A 22,271-nucleotide genomic window follows, 5' to 3' on the forward strand; every position below is an offset into this window, starting at 1 on the left:
CTAATACAGACTTCTTTTTATATCTTTTAAAATCTTTATAAAAGATTGTTTAGACTTAAAACCATAGCTAATCACTAACATCAAAACCTTAAAATATTTGTAATAATTAAACACTTTTGATTGTTTTAAAATTATTACATATGCTCTATAAAGATATTGATAAACTTTTACAGAGGCATATGTCTTCAAATTAATACTAATGTGTTGCCAACCTTTTAAGAGCAAATCAAGCTCCTTCTTTTCTGTTAGAGTACTAGTATTAAAATCATGTATCCTATACCCTGCTAAAGTGCTATTTATTAAACTAACTTCAGGTTTTTTTTTAATTAAATCAGAAATAAAAACAGCATCATCATTTGGGGCATCTATCCATTTAATGTTTTTAATTAAGTCTTTAGGAAAAAGCCAAGCTATTGTTGCTACAAACCCACCTTTCTCACCCAATAATTCTATAACATCTAATAGATGTTTTGGCTGTTCCGTAAATAAATAGGAAAAAGGAAAACTATAGGCTTCATTTATATGATTAGTAAATTTTTTCCATTGACATAAACCTACTGCTAGATGTTTATTATCAGTAACAAATGCCTTTAAATGCAAACTTATTTTCTCAGGATATAAATAATCATCATAATCCAAAAATTGTATGTAGTCACCTTTAGCTATTTGAAGCGCTTCATTACGAGCATGATGACGTCCTTTTTTGGTCTCAATAAAAACCAACCTAGTATCTTTAATAGCTAAAAACTCTTCACAAGCCTTACGTGTTAAAGTATGATTACAAGCTATTATAACTTCAATATCCTTATAACTTTGGCTTAAAGCACTTAACACACAGTCTTTAAAATAAGGTATGGTCTTATGTACTGGTATGATTATAGATACTACCAAATCTTTAAAATTTTCTTCTTAATCTTTCTTATCTGTTTAAAAAAATAAGAAATATAAAAAACCTCTTTTATTAAATAAATTCTTTGTCTAGCATGTAGATACCAAAACAAATTTTTCATTAATAATCTTGGTAATAAAACAGCATCCTTAGTTTTTTTAGTATTGTTTTTTTGTGTTGCTTGATCTTGATGTAGTCTAAATGTTAACAGATAATCATTTACAAAACCTACATTATAGTAAGGCATTAATCTATACCAATACTCAAAATCTAAGGTCTGACTTAATTCAGTATTAAAAAAACCTACCTTATCAAACACGTCTTTTCTTAATAAAACTAATGATGGTTCACCAATTTTATTATTTGGCATATCTAATAAATTTTTATCCCTTAAATAAGCTTTACCTGGCATTATACCTTCTTCAACATCTAGACTTGCCCAGCTTTCATGTAACACACCACATTTTTTTAACCAACTTGTATAATGACTAGCATCTGTATCAAATAAAAAATCTCTTTTTGCATAGACTAAACCAACAGCTTCATTAGTTTCTGCCAATATCACCATTTGTTCAAGACAAGTAGGTGCTAAAATATCATCTTGAAACAAAAATTTTATATACTTTCCTGTTGCTTTTTGCACACAAAAATTCCAGTTTGCTCCAATACCTTGTGGCTCATGATTATATGTTTTTACAGGCACATCTACACATTTTTTAAATTGCTCTACAATGTTTAGTGTATTGTCCTTAGAGTTATCATCACTAACTATTACTTCAAAATCTTTAAAAGTTTGCTGTTTTACAGAGTCTAAAGTCTCTTTTAAATATTCTGCACCATTATAGGTCGGAATACAAATCGAAACTAAAACAGTATTTACTTCTGGTTTGACCATTAATATTAATTTAAGGTTTCTGTAATAACCTCTAATACTTGAGGCGCAATAATATCTGGATGAAACTGACTAAATACATCTGCATTAATCTCTCCATGTGTCTTAACACGGTCTGGGTTTTGGTAATAAAACACTATTTTTTCTGCCATTTCTTTAATATCTAAGTAAGGCACAACAAATCCACCTCCTGTTTGTTCTATAATTTCTTCTGTACCTGTTGCACCTTTAAAACACACAATTGGCTTAGCTAACATACCCATTTCTATACACACTAAAGGAAAAGGATCTTCTCTAGAGCACATTAAAAACACATCAAACTCATTATAAAAATTTGTAGGATCAGATTGTTTACCAATAAATTGCACATTACTAGTTAAATGCAACTTCCTTAAATCCTCCTCTATTATAATACGCTCGTTTTTAGACACATCTCCTACCCAAGTAAATTTAATTTTATAATCTGGATAATTTGCCTTTATATAGTTAGCAACTAAAATAAACAAATCAGACCCTTTACGCCAGTGCGCAGTACCTGAAGCACCAACATTAAAAATGTTGTTTTCAAAACGTGCAACTTTATTAGGCTTAACTGTAGAACACTCATAAACCCGTGTTATTTTACTTGCATTAACCTTAAATTGATCTATAAGATTAGACTTAACAAGGTTTGAAGCCGCTATAAAGTGATCAACTTGCGCTGTATAACTTGATAAATTGGGTAATAATTGCCTTATAATAGCACTAAGCTCATGCACATGGACTATTAATTTAGACGCGTTACCATGATTAATAGTTGCTGCTATTGGCAATGCAATTACTGTATTAGCGTAAATAACATCAAACGCTGTGGCTTGTAATTGTTCTACTAGCAACTCTTTTGGTGTTGGCTTAGGTTTACTTTTAAATAATTTATTTAAAACACGCTGTGTTAGTGTTGGTGGTGGCTTTTTATAATCTTCTATTTCGTAATAATAATCAGATACGGTTTTAAAATCGGTTTCTAATAGTCCTCTTTTTAAAGACAATACAGTAACAACCATTTTAGGATGGTGCTTTTTCAACCATTCTATAAAATGCAGTAACATCTTTGGTGCGCCTGTAAGACTTGACTCATGAGTGATGAAGAGAATATTATTAAACATACTTTATTTTTTTTATAATTTTAAAGTACACCTCTAAAAAACGAAACTTGAAATACATTATTTTTTTTTTCTCTTTTAAACTCAAACTCATTAATATACTGTACGTTTTTATTAGCTTATTATAAATTGGTTTTTGAAAAATTTGCTCAAATAACAATTCTTTTTTTATAATCTTAAAAAACTTTATATGTTGTAAATAAGCTTTAATTAGTTTTGTATTATTACTCTTCAAACTCCCATGAATTCCACTAGAATGTATACGGTAGACAGCCATAGTATCATTTAAAACTTTAGCCTTCTGATTAGTGTTTTTTAACACATTTAAAATAACGCACAAATCACCAAATGGTATTTTTTCAAACCAACTCAAACCAAATTTAAAACTATCTTTTCTAAACATTATTGAACAAGTTGCTAACCTATTCGCTCTTATAAAATCTTCTATTTTTAAATCTAAATTTGTATTAGGTATTATTATTTTTTCTTCTGGTTTTTTAAAATCTATTTCTTCAGCATTATGTGAGCATAAACCATATTGCTTATGTTGTTCCAAAAAATCAACCTGCTTTTGTAATTTATCAGGATCTGTCCAATAATCATCACCTTCGCAAAGTGCTATATATTTCCCTTTTGCTGATTTTAAAGATTCAATAAAATTATAACGTCCCGTTGGTCTATCATTTATATATATAACGTCTTTTCTGGAACGCAAAAACAACTTAATAATATCAGGAAATCTATTAGCATAATCTTGACAAGTTTCTCTTGTCCCATCACTACTTTCATCCTCTCCTAAAATAATTTCATAAGCAAAGTTTGTCTTTTGCATTAAAATGCTATCTAAACATTGTTTTATATAATCTTGATGATTATAGGTTGTTACAACTATGCTAACTACAGGCAAAGACATTTAATTATTGTAATATGTTTGTGGTAATTTTATATCAAGGAGTTTTTCTAAACGTAAATTAGATTCGTAAAACAAATCCTTTAAAAATTCTCTTATCTCTGTAGGATAATCAAACTCAATTGCTTTTTTATTATCAATTTCTTTTGATAATTCAATGTGCTTATTTTTGATTCTAGCATCTTTAAATAAAACTTCATCTGCTAAATTTATCCCTAATTCAAATTTGAAATAATCTTTTAACCTATGAAAGTTCGTTGCAGTACTGTAAGCTTGATTACCAATACCGTGATGCTCTTTAAAATTTAACTCCATCATTGTATTTAACTCTGTAATACTTAATGGTTTATTATAGTGCCCTAACTTAAAATTAAAATCAGACAAACCTAAAATATTTGATAATCTTTTTGTTAACATGCATTCATCCCCATCGTAAATTAAATCACCTGTTGAATGACGATAATCTTCAATAGTCAAAAGTTCTATATTTTCCATACCAAAATACTTGGAATATATTTCAACTAAATAATCATATTGAAAATCGTAAATAAAGTTTCTATCTCTTGATAAATAAATGTAATTAAGATAATTTTTGAATGTACCATAATATCCTATCTTAATAGCTTCTTTATATAGTGACTCAATAAGTTTGAATTGTTGTCTTACAATTATTATAATTTTAGTGTCTTTTCCAAAAGACTCAAAAACTCTTCTAGCCTTTTCTTCAATTTCTATTTGGTCTGGAGTAAATGTAAAAGAGAGCAATTCTAAAGATATACCACAAGCTTTCTTTTTAACGTTTGTTTCAAAATTTTTAAATTCTGAATTAAAAGCATTTACTATTTTTTCTTTTTGTCTATTGTATGAAAAGTTCTTACTATACTGAAAATGATTTTCACATGCTGTAGCTATATTAGGATTAATATAATCTATATTTGAGCCTACTCCTACTCCTAGATGATGTATTTCTGGATGTTTGCTAAAAAAATCTCTTTGAAGTGTTGTTGACAGATTTTTTGGTAACCCAATATGAATGTATTTAGTTTTCATTAATTCTCTTTTAAAATGGCATATCCAAACCCTGTTTTTCCAAAACTATTACCATTATAAATTAAATATCTTTTTCCTTTGTGAATATAAGTAGTACTATACTCTTGCATTATTGATTCCCAATCTTCGCTTGGGTGCTTCAATTCTATTTCATTATCTTTTCTTTCCCAATCTATACCATTATTTGATGTAGCATAACCCAGTCTATAACTTTTTTCACTATCAATTCTATAATCAACAGAATTCCTGTATGAATAAACCATATGATACATATCATCCTTTTTAAATACACAAGGTTTTCCTATCGCATGAGTAAAATCATCATAGCCTATACATTCAACATTTTTTCTTTCCCAATTTATTCCATCTTTTGACTCAGCATATCTAATTAAATAAAATGGCTCAGGCCAATCTTTAATATTTTTCCAACCAGTACATGATACATACCACATTTTCCAAATACCTTTATCTATAATTACGTTAGGTGCTGTATTAAAAAAAGGCTCATGTTTATCTCTATCTAGAATAGGACCCAAAGAATATTTTTTAAAATTAACTCCATCTTCGCTTATTGCTAAGCCTATGGAAAGTCTATACGAAACTGTTACTTGAGGATTCCAACCTATGTAGTACAAATACTTTTTTCCTTCAAAATTTACTATTGATGATGGCATTATACCATTATCATCAAAAGTACCTTGGTCACCTAAATTTAATATTGGCTTTGGAGATACATTTAATATTTGCTTCGGATTTTCTGGATTAACATCAATAAAAGTAGGAATACTTCTTCCTTTTGAATCTCTGGTAGAAAAATATATTCTTAATACATTATCTGAAACCAAGTCACATACAGGTAAAGCAGCATAACTTTTTATCCAATTTACATTATTCTCTTCAGGGTTAAAAATCAATCCTTTCTTATCCCATTTCATATTAATACATTTTATAACTTAATTTACCTTCTAATTTTTTTGCGGGATTACCTACATATACTCTCCATTCGTCTGTTTTTTGTTTTGTAAGACTAGCACCCATAGCTAATAATGTACCTTTAGCTAAGTGCGTGTAATCTCTGATAGTTGCATTAACCCCAAAAAAACAATAAGACTCAATAATACAATGTCCTGACATAACTACATGAGACGTAAAAAAGACATGGTCTTTAATTTCTCCATGATGCCCAATATGGTTTCCACTCCATAAAACAACATTATTACCTATTTTAGTAAATGGTTGTATTGTGTTGTCTTCAAGTATAAAACAGTTTTCTCCAATTTCGTTATCAAAAACAGTAGCTTTACTACTTATGTAAGAAATGTATTTATAACCTTTTGATTTTCCTTCTAAATAAATTTTTTCCCTCAATTGATTCATTTGTTTAGCAGTCATTGGCGCAAACAAATGATATTGATCTGGTGGATAAATAGTTTCTATATCTTCAAAAGGCACTACAGGCAACCCTTTAAATTCATTTTTGTCTATATATTCTTTTGAGACTGTAAATGCCACTACTTCATGTTCACTATCATTTTCAAGATAATAATGTGCTAGTTCTGCCGTATCTAAAAGGCCAAAAATGATAACTTTTGCCATATTATATTAATTTATAGTTTTCTATTAGTTTTATCGTTTCTTCTTTAGAATTAAACATCAAAACATCTATTATTGATAACCCTTTAACATGTTGGTTTTCAAATTGCTTATATGATGTTAATTCATTTTTTATAAATTTTAAAGTCACTCCTTGCTTTAAAAAATAATCTTTGTTGTATAATTCAAGACCACCGATGGGATTTATATAAAAATCTCCACCTCTGTCTTTAGTAATATTTATAAGTCTATCAGCTTTATTTTGTCCTTTTGTATCATTGCAACTAATTGAACTTTTTTCAAAAGTTTTGTTTAGTCCTAAATATTCTGAAACACCTACAACACTATTGATTGCTAAATCTGCGATTGTTTTATTAGTTTCTTTACTTAAAATTTCATCCACTAGAAAATATACATTATCAAAATAAGGAGCTTTTTTATAATTATGCTTTAACGTTTTTAATAATTGGTTTTTAGTTTCAACTTTATTTAAAAGTAAAACCTCATTTATTAGTTTGTTTTGTGAGGCTTTAGATAAAGCAATGGTAAACATATACTCTTCTCCATTAACTAAGAGTTTATTTCTATTAATCCAACCTCGTTTTATAAAGTTTACATCATCATAAAAAACAAATACATCAACTGCTTTTATTAATTGAAAATAACCGAGGTAAGGAAATATATATGGCTGCATAATTCCTATCTTCATAGACTACTTTTTATAATATTAGCAATTAGTATTTGAATATTTTCATCAACTCTATAATATAAAGGCAAACATAAAATTCTTTTGGATATAGCTTCCGACAATGGCAAACTTGAATGAATAATGTAAGGCAAAGTGTTTAAACTAGGGTAAAAGTAACGTCTTGGATATATTTCTTTTTTATTTAATGCAGCTACAACTTTTAATAATTGAGCTTCTTCTTCAAAAAGAATAGGGTAATAACTAAAATTCCATTCTGTTTCTGGTCTTATTGTTATTGTTTTAACATTTATTGTTTCCAAGAGAGAATTGTAAACTTCAATTGCATTTTTTCGTGAAGCAATTATTTGTTCCATATAAGGCAACACAGATAAGCCTAGTGCAGCTTGTAACTCACTCATTTTACCATTAATGCCTATTCCTTGAAAATCTTCTTTTCCTTTATGACCAAAATTATGGTGATAAAATAGGCTATTAAGCAAATGTGCATCATTACAAAATATAGCACCGCCTTCTCCTGTATGAAATAATTTTGTAGAATGAAAACTACAGGTACTTACATCACCGTAATTAAAAATAGATTGTTCTTTATAGGTCACTCCAAAGCAGTGTGCTGCGTCATAAATCACTTTTAAATTATATTTTTTTGCAATAGCCTCTATAGCTTCTATATGGCAAGGGTTACCAAATACGTGTGTTGCTAATATGGCTGTTGCTTTTGGTGTTATCGCTGCTTCAATTTTGGTCTCGTCTATAGTTAAATATTCAGGATGTATATCTACAAAAACAGGTGTACATCCTTCCCAAACAATACTACTGGTCGTAGCCACATAACTAAATGGTGTAGTTATAATTTCTCCTTCTAAATTTAAAGCTTTAATAGCTATTTGTAACGGTAAAGTACCGTTGGTCATAGCTATCATTTGATTAACTCCTAGATAAGATTTAAGTTGATCTTCTAGTTCTTTAACCAAAACACCTCGGTTAGTCATCCAACCTGTATCCCAAGCTCGTTTTAAAATAGCTTGATACTCTTCTTGTGGCGGTAAAAATGTTTTGGTAACGTTAATCATGATTCTAAATAGTTTTAAAATCTATAAATTCAGATTCAAGTAAAAATGGTTCCCATGTTTCTTCATGATGTACTATTTGAAAACTTAAAACACTATTCATTCTAAAAATAGGCTCTTTATTACCCTTATTTCTGATTGCAACATTTACTGAATATACTCCTTTTGATAATTGAATATTTTTGTGCACTACTAACAGGTTAATAGCATTGTTATTTACAGTAAAGTTATTATTTCTTTTATTTCTTTCTAAAGATGCTACAGGTCTTTGTTCCTTATCTAAAATGATAATAAAACATTCAAAATCTTTTAACTCTTTTAAAAGTTTAAATTTTAAATGGACTTTAAAATCTTCTTTCCAATGTAGTTGTTTTAGATTATCTCTTATTTCTCCTCCTATTATCTCTGCTTTTTCTAAATTTAATGTTCCATCATCAAAAATCACATTACTTTCACTATTAGAAAACCTAGTGTAATATAAGTCAATAGCTTTACCAACATCTTCTCCCTGAAACTTTGATTGTCCTTTTTCCATCAAAATAATTTGATTACACATTCGAGATATCATTGGCATACTGTGTGACACAAAAATCACTGCTGTATTTGGTAAAATACGATCAATAGTTTTGAAACATTTTAAAACAAACCCTAAATCACCAACTGCCAATACCTCATCAATAATCAAAACATCGGGTTCCATTTGTGCGGCTACGGCAAAACCTAAGCGTACTTTCATCCCGCTACTATAATGCTGTACTGGCATATCTATAAATTCTTCCAGCTCGGCAAAAGCAATTATAGCGTCTAATTTTTGGTCAATCTCTTGACGTGTAAAGCCTAATATAGCACCGTTATTATAAATGTTTTCACGACCAGATAAAATGGGATTAAAACCTGCACCTAACTCGATTAAGGCGCCTACACGTCCTTTAATGGTTACTTTACCTGCATCTGGGTTAATCAACCCATTTAGTATTTTAAGCAAGGTAGATTTACCTGCGCCATTATGACCTATTAAGCCCAAACACTCACCACGTCGTAACTCAAAATTAATATCCTTGACTGCCCAAAACTCTTTAGGACGTAACTCACGCTCGTTGGTGCTACCACCAATACCGGTCATTAAATCTTTAACACCATACCATAGGCTAGTCTTTAGGTCTTTACAAAACTTTTTGCTTAAGCCTTCTACCTTTACTAAAACCTCATTATCGGTTTGTGTGTTTTGTTCTGGGTTCATCAACCTTTTTTATCTTTTATTTTTTTAAGCCTCCTTAGTCATTTCGAGTGTCACACTGAGTGTCACATTGAGCCTGTCGAAATGCAAAGTCGTAGTGCAGCGAGAAATCACACAAGCAACTAACTACTTATTACTTATTACTCATTACTCACTACTCATTACTAACTACGCACTCAATCGCTCCACAATAATCGGTATAGACAATCTATACATCGCCAACCCAATTAACAACAACGGGAGACAACAAGCAATAACAATTAAAAACTGGTAACCATAGTTAGACACTGTTCCTACTACAAAATCTCTAGTCGTTAATATAATAGGTGTTAAAGGATTATAGGTCATTAAAGTTTTAAGCAAACCATCTTGTTTCGGTAATGCATAGACCACAGGTGTGGCATACATTAAAAACTGTAACCCAAACGATATAATCTTATTAATATCTGTATATAATAAGCCTATAGGCGTAATAAATAAACCTATGGTAGTCCCTACTAATACTGCTCCAATAACGGCAACAGGTACTAATAGTAAAGACCAACTTAAACCAACACCATAAAAAAATACAAAAATTAACAACATTAGTAACTTAATAGACGTATTAAACAGCAGTTTATAAATACCCGAAACAATTAAAGCCTCTTTAGGAAAATTGATTTTGGTTAAGATACTTCTAGCGCCATTAGTACTTTGCATAGGCGATTTAATAGACTCTGTAACAATTGACCAGATTAATGTTCCTGAAAAAGCAAACAACGGATAGGGCATACCCGTATCGGTTAGTCTAACTGTACCACTATTGTTAAGTACAATCCAAACCAAAGCAGTCGCTAAAGGGGTAAAAAACGCCCAAAATATACCTAAGTAAGACTGACGGTATTGGGCTTTTATATCACGCTCTGCCAATTGTCTTGACAAAAAACGTGAGGCATAAATATCTTTTAAACTCGCAGAAAACAGCTTAAAAAGACTTAGGGTATTGTTTTTTTGATAAACTTTGGTTTCCAAAGGATACTCTATTTTTTGTTAATTGTAAGCCAACCAATAATTAAAGTAGGTTAACCTTACAAACACAAATAAACGATTTTTTTTGGTGTTTTAACGCAAAAATCTAACGTTTTGTAGAGAAAAATATTAAAAAAGTAAAGGAAAGATGATAAGAGATATATCTCTAAAAGAAGAAGAGATGGTCTTAAAGAAGAAGAGATGGTCTTAAAGAAGAAGAGATGGTCTTAGGCAGATTTTGAAGTAGACGCATCATTAATATGATTCACCATATTAAACACCTCCGCATAAGGTAAGTCCATATAGTCACAAAACATTCGGATAGTAATAGGTTGATGCTTCTTTTTTCCATGAGCATCTTTAATGGCTTTGATTAACTTCTGTGCTGAAGATTGACTTTTTCCTAATATGATGGCAGCTTCTGCCGGATAAATTGTGATTCTCTTCATGAATCTTATGTTTTTGATGATGAGCATAAAAAAATGCTACAATGTGGTTACTCTTATTTTTCATCATTGTGAATGTTTTATTGATTAATAGCTTATCGCAATTTACAATGTTTTATAATTAAGCTATAATTATTTAAACAACTGTTTTCCACATATTTATCAACATCTCCTTACCCCACATTAACACTAACCTAAACAAACATTCAAACTACATTAAAACACACAAAAACCAAAAACAGAATTATAATTCAATAAAAAATCACGCACCAATCCTGCGTTTAAGACAAAGAAAAATTTCAACATTTTAAATCACTTTTAATTGCGAGGACGCAGAACGAAGCAATCTCACAATCTAATAATCTAGAAATCGAAAAATCTAACAATCCCTTAGTCATTTCAAAAGCGATGTACTGAGCGAAGTCGAAGTAAAGCACGACTTAGAAATCACACAAGCAACTCATCAACAAATCCACAAACCAACACAAAACGTCATTGCGAGAACAAAGGACGAAGCAATCCAACAATCTACAGACCGTCACTTCGAGTGATTTACGAAGCATGAGTAAATTGTATCGAGAAGAAACAAGTAACCAAATCTACAAATAAACACAAAACGTCACTGCGAGGACGCAGAACGAAACAATCTCACAATCTAATAATCTAGAAATCGAAAAATCTAACAATCGAGCAAGCAACCACCACCCAACCCCATACTAAAGCCCACTCAAAGCCCACCCAAAGGTATGCCTGTTAAAAAAACAGAAACCCTAAAAAGACACAAAAAACAGCAAAAAACGTAAAAAACGTAAATCACAGCACAAAACCGTAAAACCATATAAATCAAGCTAAAACAATAATATCAAGCAACTTTCAACAAAGAACTAGCAGAACCGTAAAAAACAAAATACAGGTTTCAATCCCATAGTACATTGCCGTCTCAAAGCTAAAATAGAACGATGTAGGAGCTCATGCATTTTACTATCAAAGCTTATTAATAATAACGTACCCAATGTAAAAAGGTACATAACATATTTAATATGTATAATTTTAATAACGTGCTAAATGAAAATAAGCACATAAAAACAATTAGCAGATGGCAAAATTATCAAGCCTATTAAAAATTGAAGGAACCCTAGATGGGATGACCTTCTACAAAGGAAAAGACGGATATTTAGTCCGCACAAAAGGAGGAATCTCTAAAAGCAGAATCCAAAACGATCCCGCGTTTATTAGAACCCGAGAAAACGGAACCGAATTTGGTCACGTAGCTAAAAGCGGTAAGGTATTAAGACAAGCTTTAACACCACTATTAGCAGATGTTAAAGACGGTAGATTAGTCAGCCGATTAACAAAAACACTATCTTTAGTTAAAAATGCAGATACAACATCCAGCAGAGGAAACAGAAATGTTGGTATAGGCATAGCAACTCCTGAAGGGCAAAATGCAATTAAAGCATTCGACTTCAATCAAAATGCACGACTAGATAGCATTCTGTTAACCGACCTAACACTTGACACTGCTACAGGAGGGGTATTAATAAGTAACCTAAACCCGTTACAACAAATTAATGCACCATCCGGAGCCACACATGTAAGTTTTACCGCTGCAGTATTAAATCTTGATTTCCAAACAGGAGAAAAAGAATTAGTCATGAGTACAGAAATTAATAATCCATTAAACAGTACGGTAGTAGATATTAATCCAATACCTGCAAGTGTACCAACAGGCACAGGGCAAACCTATTTCTTATTAAAACTAGCCTTTTATCAAGAAATCAACAGTATGCAATATGCCTTAAACAATGGAGCTTACAACGTCATGCAAATCTTAGAGATTCAGTAGTACAACAACTACACAGACAAAAAAGAGGAAGCAATACTTCCTCTTTTTTTTATTTCAACATTTTAAACCACTTGTCATTGCGAGGACGCAGAACGAAGCAATCTCATAATCCAACAATCCAACAATCCCTTTGTCATTTCGAAGAAGGCACGACTGAGAAATCACACAAGCAACTCATCAACATATCAACAAATAAACACAAAACTTCATTTCGAGAACAAAGGACGTAGCAACCCAACAATCTACAGACCGTCACTTCGAGTGATTTACGAAGCATGAGCAAATCGTATCGAGAAGCATCTCCAAGTCATTTCGAAGAAGGCACGACTGAGAAATCACACAAGCAACTCATCAACAAATCCACCAATAAACACAACATGTCATTGCGAGGACGCAGGACGAAGCAATCCAACAATCTACAAACCGTCACTTCGAGTGATTTACGAAGCATGAGTAAATTGTATCGAGAAGCATCCCCAAGTCATTTCGAAGAAGGCACGACTGAGAAATTACACAAGCAACTCATCAACAAATAAACACAACATATCATTGCGAGGAGGCAGTACGAAGCAATCCAACAATCTACAGATCGTCACTTCGAGTGATTTATAAAGCATGGGTAAATAGTATCGAGAAGCATCCCTAAGTCATTTCGAAGAAGGCACGACTAAGAAATCACAAAAGAAGCTCTTCTAATCAAATCCAAAAATCAACACAACATGTCATTCAGAGCAAAGCGAAGAATCTAAAATTCGAAGCATCGAGTAATCGAGCAATCTAACAATCGAATAATCTAAAAATCTACTTTCTAAAAATCCTTTTCATTCTATCCAGCAAAGATGCTTTCTTAGGTCCGTTATCATGATACCTATTACCATAAGCACCATAACCGTAACCATAGCCATATCCGTATCCATAACCGTAACCGTATGTCCCTTTTTGATTAAAGTAATTGTATAAGATACTAATATTCTTCACCTCTCCTTTTTGATGTTTATCTTTAATCAATTGTAACATATCTTTTTTGGTGTAATCCTGACGCACAACATACAAGGTAGCATCTGCATATTCTATAAGTTCTAGCGCATCTGCAACTAGACCAACAGGAGGCGTGTCTAGTATAATATAATCATACTTAGATTTAAGCTCTTCGATAAGCGCATCCATTTTTTCACCAATCAATAACTCAGAAGGATTAGGAGGTATCGGTCCAGAGGTAATAACATCCAAATCTTCCATCATAGTCTTTTGGGTAACTTCCTCTAAAGACATCTGACCAATCAAGTAATTTACCGCACCAATGTTATTATTAATGTCAAAATCTCCAAATATTTTAGGCTTACGCAAATCTAAACCTACCAAGACAGTTTTCTTCCCACTAAGCGCAAATACAGAAGCAATATTAATTGAACAAAAGGTTTTACCTTCACCACTAATAGAAGATGTAATCATTACCGTTTTAGAACCTTCTATATCATGCTTTTTGTACATAAACTGTAAGCTAGAGCGTACAGCTCTAAACGCTTCTGCTATAGCAGATTTTGGTTTATTAAGTACAGCCAAATTATTTTCACTTTCATTTTTACCAACTACACCTAGCAATGGTATTTTAGTTAAGTCTTTTAAATCGTTTGGACTATGTAACTTATGATCAAAAAACGTCACTAAAAAAGCAAGGATTAGTATAGGGATTAAAGCGCCTAAAACAGCAAAAACATATCGTATATTTAAGTTTCTAGTCACTCTACCCTGCCCCGTATCTTTAGCTGGCTCAAGTAAATTAATATCAGATACATTAGAAGCTTTAACCAATTCTGCCTCACCGCGTTTTGCCAAGTATAAATTGTAAGTATTTTGACTTAACAAATACTCGCGCTCTATGGCTTGTAGTTGTTGCTGACTTTCTGGTAACGTAGAAAACTCGCGCTCTACATTATATATCTTATTATTTATAGATTGAATTTGATACCTGATATTAGTTTTTGCTGAAGAAATACTTTCAAACATCACCTTTTTTAACCCATCAATTTGACGGTTCAAATCATCAAAAATTGACACATTATCTCGTACAGAGTATTCTAATTTAGATTTTTCTGATGAAATTTGTATCATTTGAGAAATTAACCCTTGTATATTTCCATCACTAATACCTTCAATAACTGGCGCAGGAAAACTCGTAAAGTCATCACTAGTTTCTAAATAATTTTTTAATAAGTCATAAGACATCAATTGCTTTTCATAACCTTCTTTTTGCTTCTCATAATCTAAAATCTTATTAGACAACTCGTTGGTTTCATTTTCCAGATTATACAGCTTATTATCTCGTTTAAACTCATTTAAAGAGTCTGCCTTTTTTGTTAAGTCTCCTTTTACCCTTGCTAACTGCTTATCTATAAAGTTAATAGTATTAACTGCATATTGGTTTTTCTTTTCTAGTTGGTCACGATCTAATATGACTATAGACGTATTTAAATAATCAACTATTTTAGCTTTATTTTTATTGGTCAACCTAATACTAAGCAAAGGAGAACGCTCTTCATTAACGACAACATAAGATCTTAAAAAGCCCGAAACAGCACTATTAAAACTAGTATATTGTATAAAGTAAGTTTTACCTACAGGCATACTAAAATCTTCACGTAATTCAATACTTCCCTTTAAAAAAGGTAAATTAATATACTCCCCTATTTGATACCGTTTTTTTAATATTGGTTGAGTTACTGGTAAGCGTTTCACTTCTTTACTTACAAAATTCTGAGTTGCAATAGTTTCTGCTTCAACAAAATCGTAAGATAAATCAAAAGAAGTAGCATCAACAAACTCTACCTTAATAGGATGTCCTAAAACCTGATATGCGCTATCTAATCCTACAAATTTAAAAGGAACACTGCCGTACATATCCGTTTTATAAAAACGACCCTGAGTCAAATAACTTAAATATAAATCTAAACTATCAACGACCTTTTCATGATGTTCTCTAGATTTTAAGTTAAGAAGTACTTCTTGTACTTTACCAGAAATACCACCATAATTAAAAATTAAACTTGTATTAGAAGTAAATAATGGGTTTTTATCATCTTGTACCGTAATCTTAGCATCTAAAGTATACGGAAACTCTTCTCTGATATTTTGTTGATATACAATATAAACTCCAACAATTAAAGCCAACAAAAACCACTTCCAATAACTTAAAGCTCTAAAAACAAAAGCTTTAAAATCAAACATTTGCACATCTTGCTCTTGGATTTGATTTTCCATATTATAAATTTCTTGCTAAAAAGTAAGTACTAACTAATACCGAAAAGATACTTGCTACCGTAGTTATAGTTTGTGTTGCGGTTTGACCTGCTCCTAAAGCCTTTCGTTTTAAAGGTTTAACCATAATAATATCGTTAGGCTGTATATAATAAAACTCAGATTCCATTGCAGCAATATCAGTCAAATCTATATGATGTATTTTTTGCCCATCAGGATACTGCCTAACAATTAGTACATCTTTACGATCTCCTGTTTGTGCAATATCACCTGCATTAGCAACCGCTTCAAGTATATTAACGCGTTCTCTATATAATACCTGTGTCCCTTTATTACCAATTTCACCAAGTGTGGTGTATCTTAAACCTGCTAATTTTACAGTCACAAAGATTTGAGCTGTTTCTTTAAAATACTTCTCTAACAACAAGTCCTTCACCTTATCTTCAATTTCTTCTACAGTGTATCCTAACACGTTAATCTCTCCTAATATTGGAAATTCGATATTACCATGTAAATCCACAGTAAAACCATTAAAATAAAGACCTTGCTCAGACTGCCCAATATTACCTCCAGCATTAGTATTAGTTGGATTAAAAATCTTAACCAATTCTTCATCTAAAGCTTTCACATTAATACTTAAAATATCATCTATTTGCACACGGTACGGTTGTGCTAACGCTTTAATCTGTAACGAGTCATTTGCTATTGTCCCCTTATTTTGTAAGTAAACAACGTCTTTATTTGTGATACAAGAAGAACTAAAAAGAACTAAAACAAGCAGTAAACAAGCAATAAGTGGCTTCATATTGAGGCATTTGATAAGTGACAAATATAGTTTTTCAACCTGAAAAATAAAACTTTTACCGAACATTTCAACCGCTTAACTGTTTTACTAAAATTATAGATTAGCAATTGTAAATTAATTATTGGTTAACATCTCAAACAATCCAATAATCTAGAAACCAAACAATCAAACTATTGTCACTTCAAGTAATTACGAAACATAAGTAAATCGTATCGAGAAGCATCTCCAAGTCATTTCGAAGAAGGCACGACTGAGAAATCACACAAGCAACTCAGCAACAAATCCACAAACCAACAAAACTTGTCATTCCGAAATGAGGCACGATTGAGAAATCTCACGAGAAGATTGAAGCTCGTAGTTAGAAGCATGAAGATGAATAATAACACACTTTTCAAATTATTAAATAAAATGAATTTATCCTTTGTCATTTCGATGAAGGCACGACTGAGAAATCTCACACGAGCAATGAGTAATAAGTAATGAGTAATGAGTAAAAACCTCAAATAATCTAACAGTCCAATTATCCATCAATCTAGAAATCCAACAACTAATGAATGATAACTATATACAAAAAAAATCCTTTATCATTCCGAAATCAGGCACGATTGAGAAATCTCACAAGAAGCTTGAAGCACGTAGTTAGAAGCATGAATATGAATAATAACACACTTTTCAAATCATTAAATAAAATGAATTTATCCTTGTCATTTCGATGAAGGCACGACTGAGAAATCTCACACGAGCAATGAGTAAAAATCTCAAATAGTCTAACAATCCACAATCGAGCTATCGTCACTTCGAGTGATACCGAAGCATGAGGCATTGTATCGAGAAGCAACAAAAAACCAAATCCACAAACTTTCGCCTTTCAACTTAAAACTAATATTCCCATCTTTGCAAAAAAGAACACTTTGAATTACTTAACTGTAGAAAATATTTCTAAATCCTATGGAGAGCGTACATTGTTTAAAGACCTCTCTTTTAGTGTACACAAGGATCAAAAAATTGCATTTGTAGCAAAAAATGGTACCGGAAAAACTTCCATTCTTAATATTCTAGCTGGTTTTGACGCTCCAGATACTGGTCAAATTATCTACCGTAAAGACATAAAAGTAGCATTTTTACCGCAAGAACCTAATCTAGATCCTAATTTAACTATAGAGCAAACTATATTTAATGCAGATAACCCTATATTAGACATTATTGCTAATTACGAAAAAGCTTTACAAAATCCAGAAGACACAGAAGCTTACCAAACAGCGTTTGAGCAAATGGAAAGGCATCAAGCTTGGGATTTTGAAACTCAATACAAGCAAATTCTTTTCTTGTTAAAACTAGACAACTTAGACCAAAAAGTAAATAACTTATCTGGAGGACAAAAAAAACGTCTAAGCTTAGCAAACGCATTAATCAATAAACCAGATTTATTAATCCTAGACGAGCCTACCAACCATCTTGATTTAGAAATGATTGAGTGGTTAGAAGGCTTCTTTGCTAAAGAAAACATCACCTTGTTTATGGTAACGCACGACCGTTATTTTTTAGAACGCGTCTGCAACGAAATAATAGAATTAGATCACGGAGAGCTTTACACCTATAAAGGCAACTACTCTTATTACTTAGAGAAAAAAGAAGAACGTATTTTAAGAGAACAAACCGAAGTTAATAAAGCAAAACAACTCTATAAAAAAGAGCTAGGTTGGATGCGCAGACAACCCAAAGCACGTACCACCAAATCTAAATCTAGAATAGACGACTTTGCCGAAATAAAACACAAAGCACACCAACGCCGTAAAGATCATGTTGTCGAGTTAGAGATAAACATGGAGCGCTTAGGTAGTAAGATTGTAGAGCTAGTAAAACTTTCAAAATCTTTTAAAGACAAGATCATTTTAGACCAATTTAGCTACAACTTTCAAAAAGGTGAGCGTGTTGGAATTATTGGCAAAAATGGAACAGGTAAATCCACCTTTTTAAATATCCTTACAGAAACCGCACAACCAGATAGCGGCAAGATTATCATTGGAGAAACGGTTAAATTTGGATACTACACTCAAGCAGGAATTAACCCAAAAGAAGGACAAAAAGTAATTGATGTTGTTAGAGAATTTGGTGATTATATTCCACTAAAAAAAGGACGTCAAATTAGTGCGCAACAATTATTAGAACGCTTCTTATTTGACCGTAAAAAACAATATGATTTTGTCGAAAAACTTAGTGGTGGCGAGCGTAAACGTCTATACTTATGTACCGTTTTAATTCAAAACCCTAACTTTTTAATCTTAGACGAGCCGACTAACGATTTAGATATTGTCACTCTAAATGTCTTAGAAGACTTTCTATTAGATTTTCCTGGTTGTTTAATTGTGGTCTCTCACGACCGCTATTTTATGGATAAAATTGTAGACCATCTGCTAGTCTTTAAAGGTGAAGGTAAAATTGAAGATTTCCCTGGTAATTATACAGATTACCGCATTTATGAAGACAGTAAACCACCAGAAATAGCTTCTGAAGATAAAAAGGAAAAGAAAACTTGGAAAAAAGACAGCAATAGTAATCTGTCTTACAACGAACAAAAAGAATATAAAAACCTAGAAAGCAAGATTAAATCTCTAGAGTTTGATAAAAAAGAATTAGAACAACAATTCTTAAATCCTGACTTAACACAAGACCAAATCACAGAACTCTCTAATAAAATGCAAACTATTATAGATAGTATAGAAGAAAAAGAATTACGTTGGTTAGAACTAGCAGAAAAAATGGAAAACGAGTAAAACTAGTGATTAATAACTGATCACTAATGATTGATAACTGATGACTATAAAAAATTCCTTTAGTCATTTCGAGCACAGCGAGAAATCACACAAAAAGCATAAAACTAGATGTACTCAGACCAAGGAAGAGTTAGCAGTTAGTAAATATCTAATAATCCAAAAATCTAATAGTCCAGTAATCTAAAAAATCGTCACTTCGAGTGATGCCGAAGCATGAGGCATTGTATCGAGAAGCTAAAGAATAAACTACTATATTTATCACGTCCAAATTACTCCTAATGAGAAAACTAATCATAGCCTATATAAAATTCTTATTACGCTCTAAAAATCAACATGGCGTCCACTCTCCTTTTGTTTATAATTTAGTGACAAAATGCTTTTATGACAAGACAAAATACTCCACCTACAATCAACTAAAAACTTACCGAAAAGACTTGCTTCAAAATAAAACAACTATAGAAGTCACAGATTTAGGTGCTGGCTCTCAAGTAGATAAATCTAATACAAGAAAAGTATCAGATATTACTAAAAATGCTGGCACAACAGTTAAAAGAGCAAAACTATTTTTCAGATTATCTCGTTATTTTAAATTCAACCAAGTTTTAGAATTAGGTACATCTATGGGTATTGCCACACATGCCATAAGTTTAGGTAACCCCAAAACACAAATTACTACTATCGAAGGTTGTCCAAATATTTCAAAATTTACTAAAGACAATTTTAATAAATTAGGCTTAAATAACATTACTTCATTAACAGGAGATTTTAAAGCGGTTATTCCAACATTAACATCAAACACATATGATTTAATCTATTTTGACGGCAACCATCAAAAAGAAGCTACTATAGAGTATTTCAATATGTTAATACCTACAATTAATAACAATACCATTTTTATTTTTGATGATATCTATTGGTCAAAAGGCATGACAGAAGCTTGGGAAACAATAAAAAAACATCCGCAAGTTACAGTTACTATAGACACATTTTTTTGGGGATTTGTAAGCTTTAGAAAAGAACAAGCCAAAGAACACTTCACTATTAGAATTTAAGTCCTATACTATTAATTTTAATTATTAGGTTTTATTTAAATCTCTCTATATAAAGGAAACACTACAAGAAAAAAAGAGATTTTAAAAGAGCTCCTTCAACAAGACAAACAGAAAAGATTCCAAGTTAGAAGATTAATAACTTGATAATTATATACCAAAAGCAATTTCCTTGTCATTCCGAAATGAGGTACGATTGAGGAATCTCATAAATCTTATATAATCTAACAATCCAAAAATCTATAAATCGAAACATCGAGCAATCCAACAATCGAAAAACCGTCAGTTTGAGTGATGACGAAGCATGAGGCTTTGCATCGAGAAGTATCCCTAAGTCATATCGAGCACAGCGAGAAATCACACAAGAGTAAGTAGTGAGTAAAATTATCTAATAATCGTAAAATCTATAAATCGAGTAATCGAAACATCTAATCTTCTAAAAAACTTTCACTTTAAACTTTAAACTCCTAAATTTGGTACTATGAAAATATATACAAAAACAGGAGACAAAGGTACAACCGCTTTATTTGGTGGAACACGCGTACCTAAACATCATATACGTATTGATAGCTACGGAACTGTCGACGAATTAAACAGCTATATTGGTTTAATAAGAGACCAAGACATAGATCAAAAATACAAAGACACCTTGATAAACATACAAGACAAACTGTTTACCGTTGGTGCTATATTAGCAACAGATCCAGAAAAAGCCACTTTAAAAAATGGTAAAGAACGCTTAAACATTCCTAAAATAAATGAAGCTGACATTAATGTTTTAGAACAAGAAATGGATAGCATGGATGCGCAATTACCACAAATGACGCATTTTGTATTACCTGGCGGACACCAAACCGTGTCATTCTGTCACATTGCACGTACAGTTTGCAGACGTGCAGAACGTTTAGCATCAGCACTTAACGATTTAGAACCATTTCAACCAGAAACACTAACCTATCTAAACCGTCTATCTGACTACCTTTTTGTATTGGCACGAAAGTTGTCACAAGACTTACAAGCAGATGAGGTAAAGTGGATTCCTAAAAAAACAGAATAAATTTACCTTTAAAGCATTTATTAATACTGCAAAAGACCTAAAAGTCAAGTAGTTTAAATAAAAACAAACGTTCCTATTTATACTGAAAAAATAATTCACTTTTTTCTTGACTATTTGAACTAAAAATTTATTTTTGCAAAAAATTAAAACGATAAAAGAATGTATTGGACATTAGAATTAGCATCTTATTTAAGTGATGCACCTTGGCCAGCAACCAAAGACGAACTTATCGATTACGCAATCCGTACAGGTGCGCCTTTAGAAGTTGTTGAAAACTTACAATCTATTGAAGACGAAGGAGATTCTTACGATTCTATCGAAGAAATTTGGCCAGATTATCCAACTGACGAAGATTACCTCTGGAATGAGGACGAATACTAAAATAAATAAAGCATAAAAAGTCTCAACATAGAGACTTTTTTTGTACTTAAAATTTAGCTTTACACAGCTAAAAACGTATATTTAAGCCCTTTTTTAAAAAGGCATAGTTCTGTATGCCCTAATTAGCACAGAACTAAAATACTAAAAACCAAAAGCTAATG

At 31.5% G+C, this 22,271-nt stretch carries 19 protein-coding genes; 5 read left to right on the forward strand and 14 right to left on the reverse strand.

Annotated elements, in window-relative coordinates; genetic code table 11:
* From FHS04_RS05165 to FHS04_RS05220, 12 genes are all read right to left on the reverse strand, one after another.
* Positions 1-891: a glycosyltransferase family A protein gene (locus FHS04_RS05165; RefSeq protein WP_106679505.1), complete on the reverse strand. Its 891-nt coding sequence runs from the start codon at positions 889-891 to the stop codon at positions 1-3.
* On the reverse strand, positions 885-1,784 hold the full coding sequence (locus FHS04_RS05170; RefSeq protein ID WP_106679503.1) for a glycosyltransferase family 2 protein: 900 nt from the start codon (positions 1,782-1,784) through the stop codon (positions 885-887). The genes FHS04_RS05165 and FHS04_RS05170 overlap by 7 nt, the downstream gene beginning before the upstream one ends.
* Before the next feature lie 5 nt (positions 1,785-1,789).
* The gene (locus tag FHS04_RS05175; RefSeq protein WP_106679501.1) at positions 1,790-2,926 is read right to left on the reverse strand and encodes a glycosyltransferase family 4 protein; all 1,137 of its coding nucleotides are present in this window, start codon (positions 2,924-2,926) and stop codon (positions 1,790-1,792) included.
* The gene (locus tag FHS04_RS05180) at positions 2,919-3,836 is read right to left on the reverse strand and encodes a glycosyltransferase (RefSeq protein WP_106679499.1); all 918 of its coding nucleotides are present in this window, start codon (positions 3,834-3,836) and stop codon (positions 2,919-2,921) included. Before FHS04_RS05180 ends, FHS04_RS05175 begins: the two co-directional genes overlap by 8 nt.
* Positions 3,837-4,883, reverse strand: a complete 1,047-nt coding sequence (locus tag FHS04_RS05185; protein WP_106679497.1) for a hypothetical protein — start codon at positions 4,881-4,883, stop codon at positions 3,837-3,839.
* Positions 4,883-5,818: a glycoside hydrolase family protein gene (locus FHS04_RS05190; protein WP_106679494.1), complete on the reverse strand. Its 936-nt coding sequence runs from the start codon at positions 5,816-5,818 to the stop codon at positions 4,883-4,885. Before FHS04_RS05190 ends, FHS04_RS05185 begins: the two co-directional genes overlap by 1 nt.
* 1 nt (position 5,819) lies before the next feature.
* Positions 5,820-6,479 (reverse strand): acetyltransferase, encoded by a 660-nt coding sequence (locus tag FHS04_RS05195; RefSeq protein WP_106679492.1) that lies wholly within the window; start codon positions 6,477-6,479, stop codon positions 5,820-5,822.
* Between the two features lies 1 nt (position 6,480).
* Positions 6,481-7,185 (reverse strand): WbqC family protein, encoded by a 705-nt coding sequence (locus FHS04_RS05200; protein ID WP_106679489.1) that lies wholly within the window; start codon positions 7,183-7,185, stop codon positions 6,481-6,483.
* Complete coding sequence (locus FHS04_RS05205) at positions 7,182-8,255, reverse strand: DegT/DnrJ/EryC1/StrS family aminotransferase (RefSeq protein ID WP_106679487.1); 1,074 nt, start codon at positions 8,253-8,255, stop codon at positions 7,182-7,184. Before FHS04_RS05205 ends, FHS04_RS05200 begins: the two co-directional genes overlap by 4 nt.
* 4 nt (positions 8,256-8,259) lie before the next feature.
* Positions 8,260-9,492, reverse strand: coding sequence for an ABC transporter ATP-binding protein (locus tag FHS04_RS05210; RefSeq protein ID WP_106679484.1), 1,233 nt, complete (start codon positions 9,490-9,492; stop codon positions 8,260-8,262).
* A gap of 165 nt (positions 9,493-9,657) precedes the next feature.
* Complete coding sequence (locus FHS04_RS05215) at positions 9,658-10,500, reverse strand: ABC transporter permease (protein WP_181256121.1); 843 nt, start codon at positions 10,498-10,500, stop codon at positions 9,658-9,660.
* 224 nt (positions 10,501-10,724) lie between these two features.
* A complete protein-coding gene (locus tag FHS04_RS05220) occupies positions 10,725-10,946 on the reverse strand; it encodes a hypothetical protein (RefSeq protein ID WP_106679480.1) in 222 nt (73 codons plus the stop codon).
* A gap of 1,093 nt (positions 10,947-12,039) precedes the next feature.
* On the opposite strand from FHS04_RS05220, the gene FHS04_RS05225 reads away from it, so the two are divergent.
* Entirely contained in the window at positions 12,040-12,789 is a 750-nt protein-coding gene (locus FHS04_RS05225; RefSeq protein WP_106679478.1) for a hypothetical protein, read from the forward strand.
* 801 nt (positions 12,790-13,590) lie between these two features.
* Here FHS04_RS05225 and FHS04_RS05230 read toward each other — a convergent pair.
* Together FHS04_RS05230 and FHS04_RS05235 are read right to left on the reverse strand one after the other, a co-directional pair.
* Positions 13,591-16,047 (reverse strand): exopolysaccharide transport family protein, encoded by a 2,457-nt coding sequence (locus FHS04_RS05230; RefSeq protein WP_106679475.1) that lies wholly within the window; start codon positions 16,045-16,047, stop codon positions 13,591-13,593.
* A 1-nt stretch (position 16,048) separates the two neighbouring features.
* The gene (locus FHS04_RS05235; RefSeq protein ID WP_106679473.1) at positions 16,049-16,849 is read right to left on the reverse strand and encodes a polysaccharide biosynthesis/export family protein; all 801 of its coding nucleotides are present in this window, start codon (positions 16,847-16,849) and stop codon (positions 16,049-16,051) included.
* 911 nt (positions 16,850-17,760) lie between these two features.
* On the opposite strand from FHS04_RS05235, the gene FHS04_RS05240 reads away from it, so the two are divergent.
* The 4 genes from FHS04_RS05240 to FHS04_RS05255 all read left to right on the forward strand — a co-directional run bounded on the left by FHS04_RS05240 (position 17,761) and on the right by FHS04_RS05255 (position 22,110).
* Positions 17,761-19,623, forward strand: coding sequence for an ABC-F family ATP-binding cassette domain-containing protein (locus FHS04_RS05240; RefSeq protein ID WP_106679471.1), 1,863 nt, complete (start codon positions 17,761-17,763; stop codon positions 19,621-19,623).
* 278 nt (positions 19,624-19,901) lie between these two features.
* Entirely contained in the window at positions 19,902-20,675 is a 774-nt protein-coding gene (locus tag FHS04_RS05245) for an O-methyltransferase (protein ID WP_106679469.1), read from the forward strand.
* A gap of 478 nt (positions 20,676-21,153) precedes the next feature.
* Positions 21,154-21,729 (forward strand): cob(I)yrinic acid a,c-diamide adenosyltransferase, encoded by a 576-nt coding sequence (locus FHS04_RS05250; RefSeq protein ID WP_106679467.1) that lies wholly within the window; start codon positions 21,154-21,156, stop codon positions 21,727-21,729.
* Between the two features lie 159 nt (positions 21,730-21,888).
* Positions 21,889-22,110 carry a DUF2795 domain-containing protein gene (locus FHS04_RS05255; protein ID WP_006989959.1) on the forward strand — a complete coding sequence of 74 codons (222 nt, stop codon included), beginning with the start codon at positions 21,889-21,891 and terminating at the stop codon, positions 22,108-22,110.
* Positions 22,111-22,271 lie beyond the last annotated feature (161 nt).

The organism is Mesoflavibacter zeaxanthinifaciens subsp. sabulilitoris (assembly GCF_014191595.1).
Lineage (GTDB): Bacteria > Bacteroidota > Bacteroidia > Flavobacteriales > Flavobacteriaceae > Mesoflavibacter > Mesoflavibacter zeaxanthinifaciens.

Excerpts from the sequence above, each read along its gene's own strand:
- FHS04_RS05230 (WP_106679475.1), bottom strand. The coding sequence starts at position 16,047 with ATGGAAAATCAAATCCAAGAGCAAGATGTGCAAATGTTTGATTTTAAA.
- FHS04_RS05220 (WP_106679480.1), bottom strand. The coding sequence starts at position 10,946 with ATGAAGAGAATCACAATTTATCCGGCAGAAGCTGCCATCATATTAGGA.
- FHS04_RS05205 (WP_106679487.1), bottom strand. The coding sequence starts at position 8,255 with ATGATTAACGTTACCAAAACATTTTTACCGCCACAAGAAGAGTATCAA.
- FHS04_RS05255 (WP_006989959.1), top strand. The coding sequence starts at position 21,889 with ATGTATTGGACATTAGAATTAGCATCTTATTTAAGTGATGCACCTTGG.
- FHS04_RS05200 (WP_106679489.1), bottom strand. The coding sequence starts at position 7,185 with ATGAAGATAGGAATTATGCAGCCATATATATTTCCTTACCTCGGTTAT.
- FHS04_RS05170 (WP_106679503.1), bottom strand. The coding sequence starts at position 1,784 with ATGGTCAAACCAGAAGTAAATACTGTTTTAGTTTCGATTTGTATTCCG.
- FHS04_RS05235 (WP_106679473.1), bottom strand. The coding sequence starts at position 16,849 with ATGAAGCCACTTATTGCTTGTTTACTGCTTGTTTTAGTTCTTTTTAGT.
- FHS04_RS05185 (WP_106679497.1), bottom strand. The coding sequence starts at position 4,883 with ATGAAAACTAAATACATTCATATTGGGTTACCAAAAAATCTGTCAACA.
- FHS04_RS05210 (WP_106679484.1), bottom strand. The coding sequence starts at position 9,492 with ATGAACCCAGAACAAAACACACAAACCGATAATGAGGTTTTAGTAAAG.
- FHS04_RS05245 (WP_106679469.1), top strand. The coding sequence starts at position 19,902 with ATGAGAAAACTAATCATAGCCTATATAAAATTCTTATTACGCTCTAAA.
- FHS04_RS05180 (WP_106679499.1), bottom strand. The coding sequence starts at position 3,836 with ATGTCTTTGCCTGTAGTTAGCATAGTTGTAACAACCTATAATCATCAA.
- FHS04_RS05250 (WP_106679467.1), top strand. The coding sequence starts at position 21,154 with ATGAAAATATATACAAAAACAGGAGACAAAGGTACAACCGCTTTATTT.
- FHS04_RS05195 (WP_106679492.1), bottom strand. The coding sequence starts at position 6,479 with ATGGCAAAAGTTATCATTTTTGGCCTTTTAGATACGGCAGAACTAGCA.
- FHS04_RS05175 (WP_106679501.1), bottom strand. The coding sequence starts at position 2,926 with ATGTTTAATAATATTCTCTTCATCACTCATGAGTCAAGTCTTACAGGC.
- FHS04_RS05190 (WP_106679494.1), bottom strand. The coding sequence starts at position 5,818 with ATGAAATGGGATAAGAAAGGATTGATTTTTAACCCTGAAGAGAATAAT.
- FHS04_RS05225 (WP_106679478.1), top strand. The coding sequence starts at position 12,040 with ATGGCAAAATTATCAAGCCTATTAAAAATTGAAGGAACCCTAGATGGG.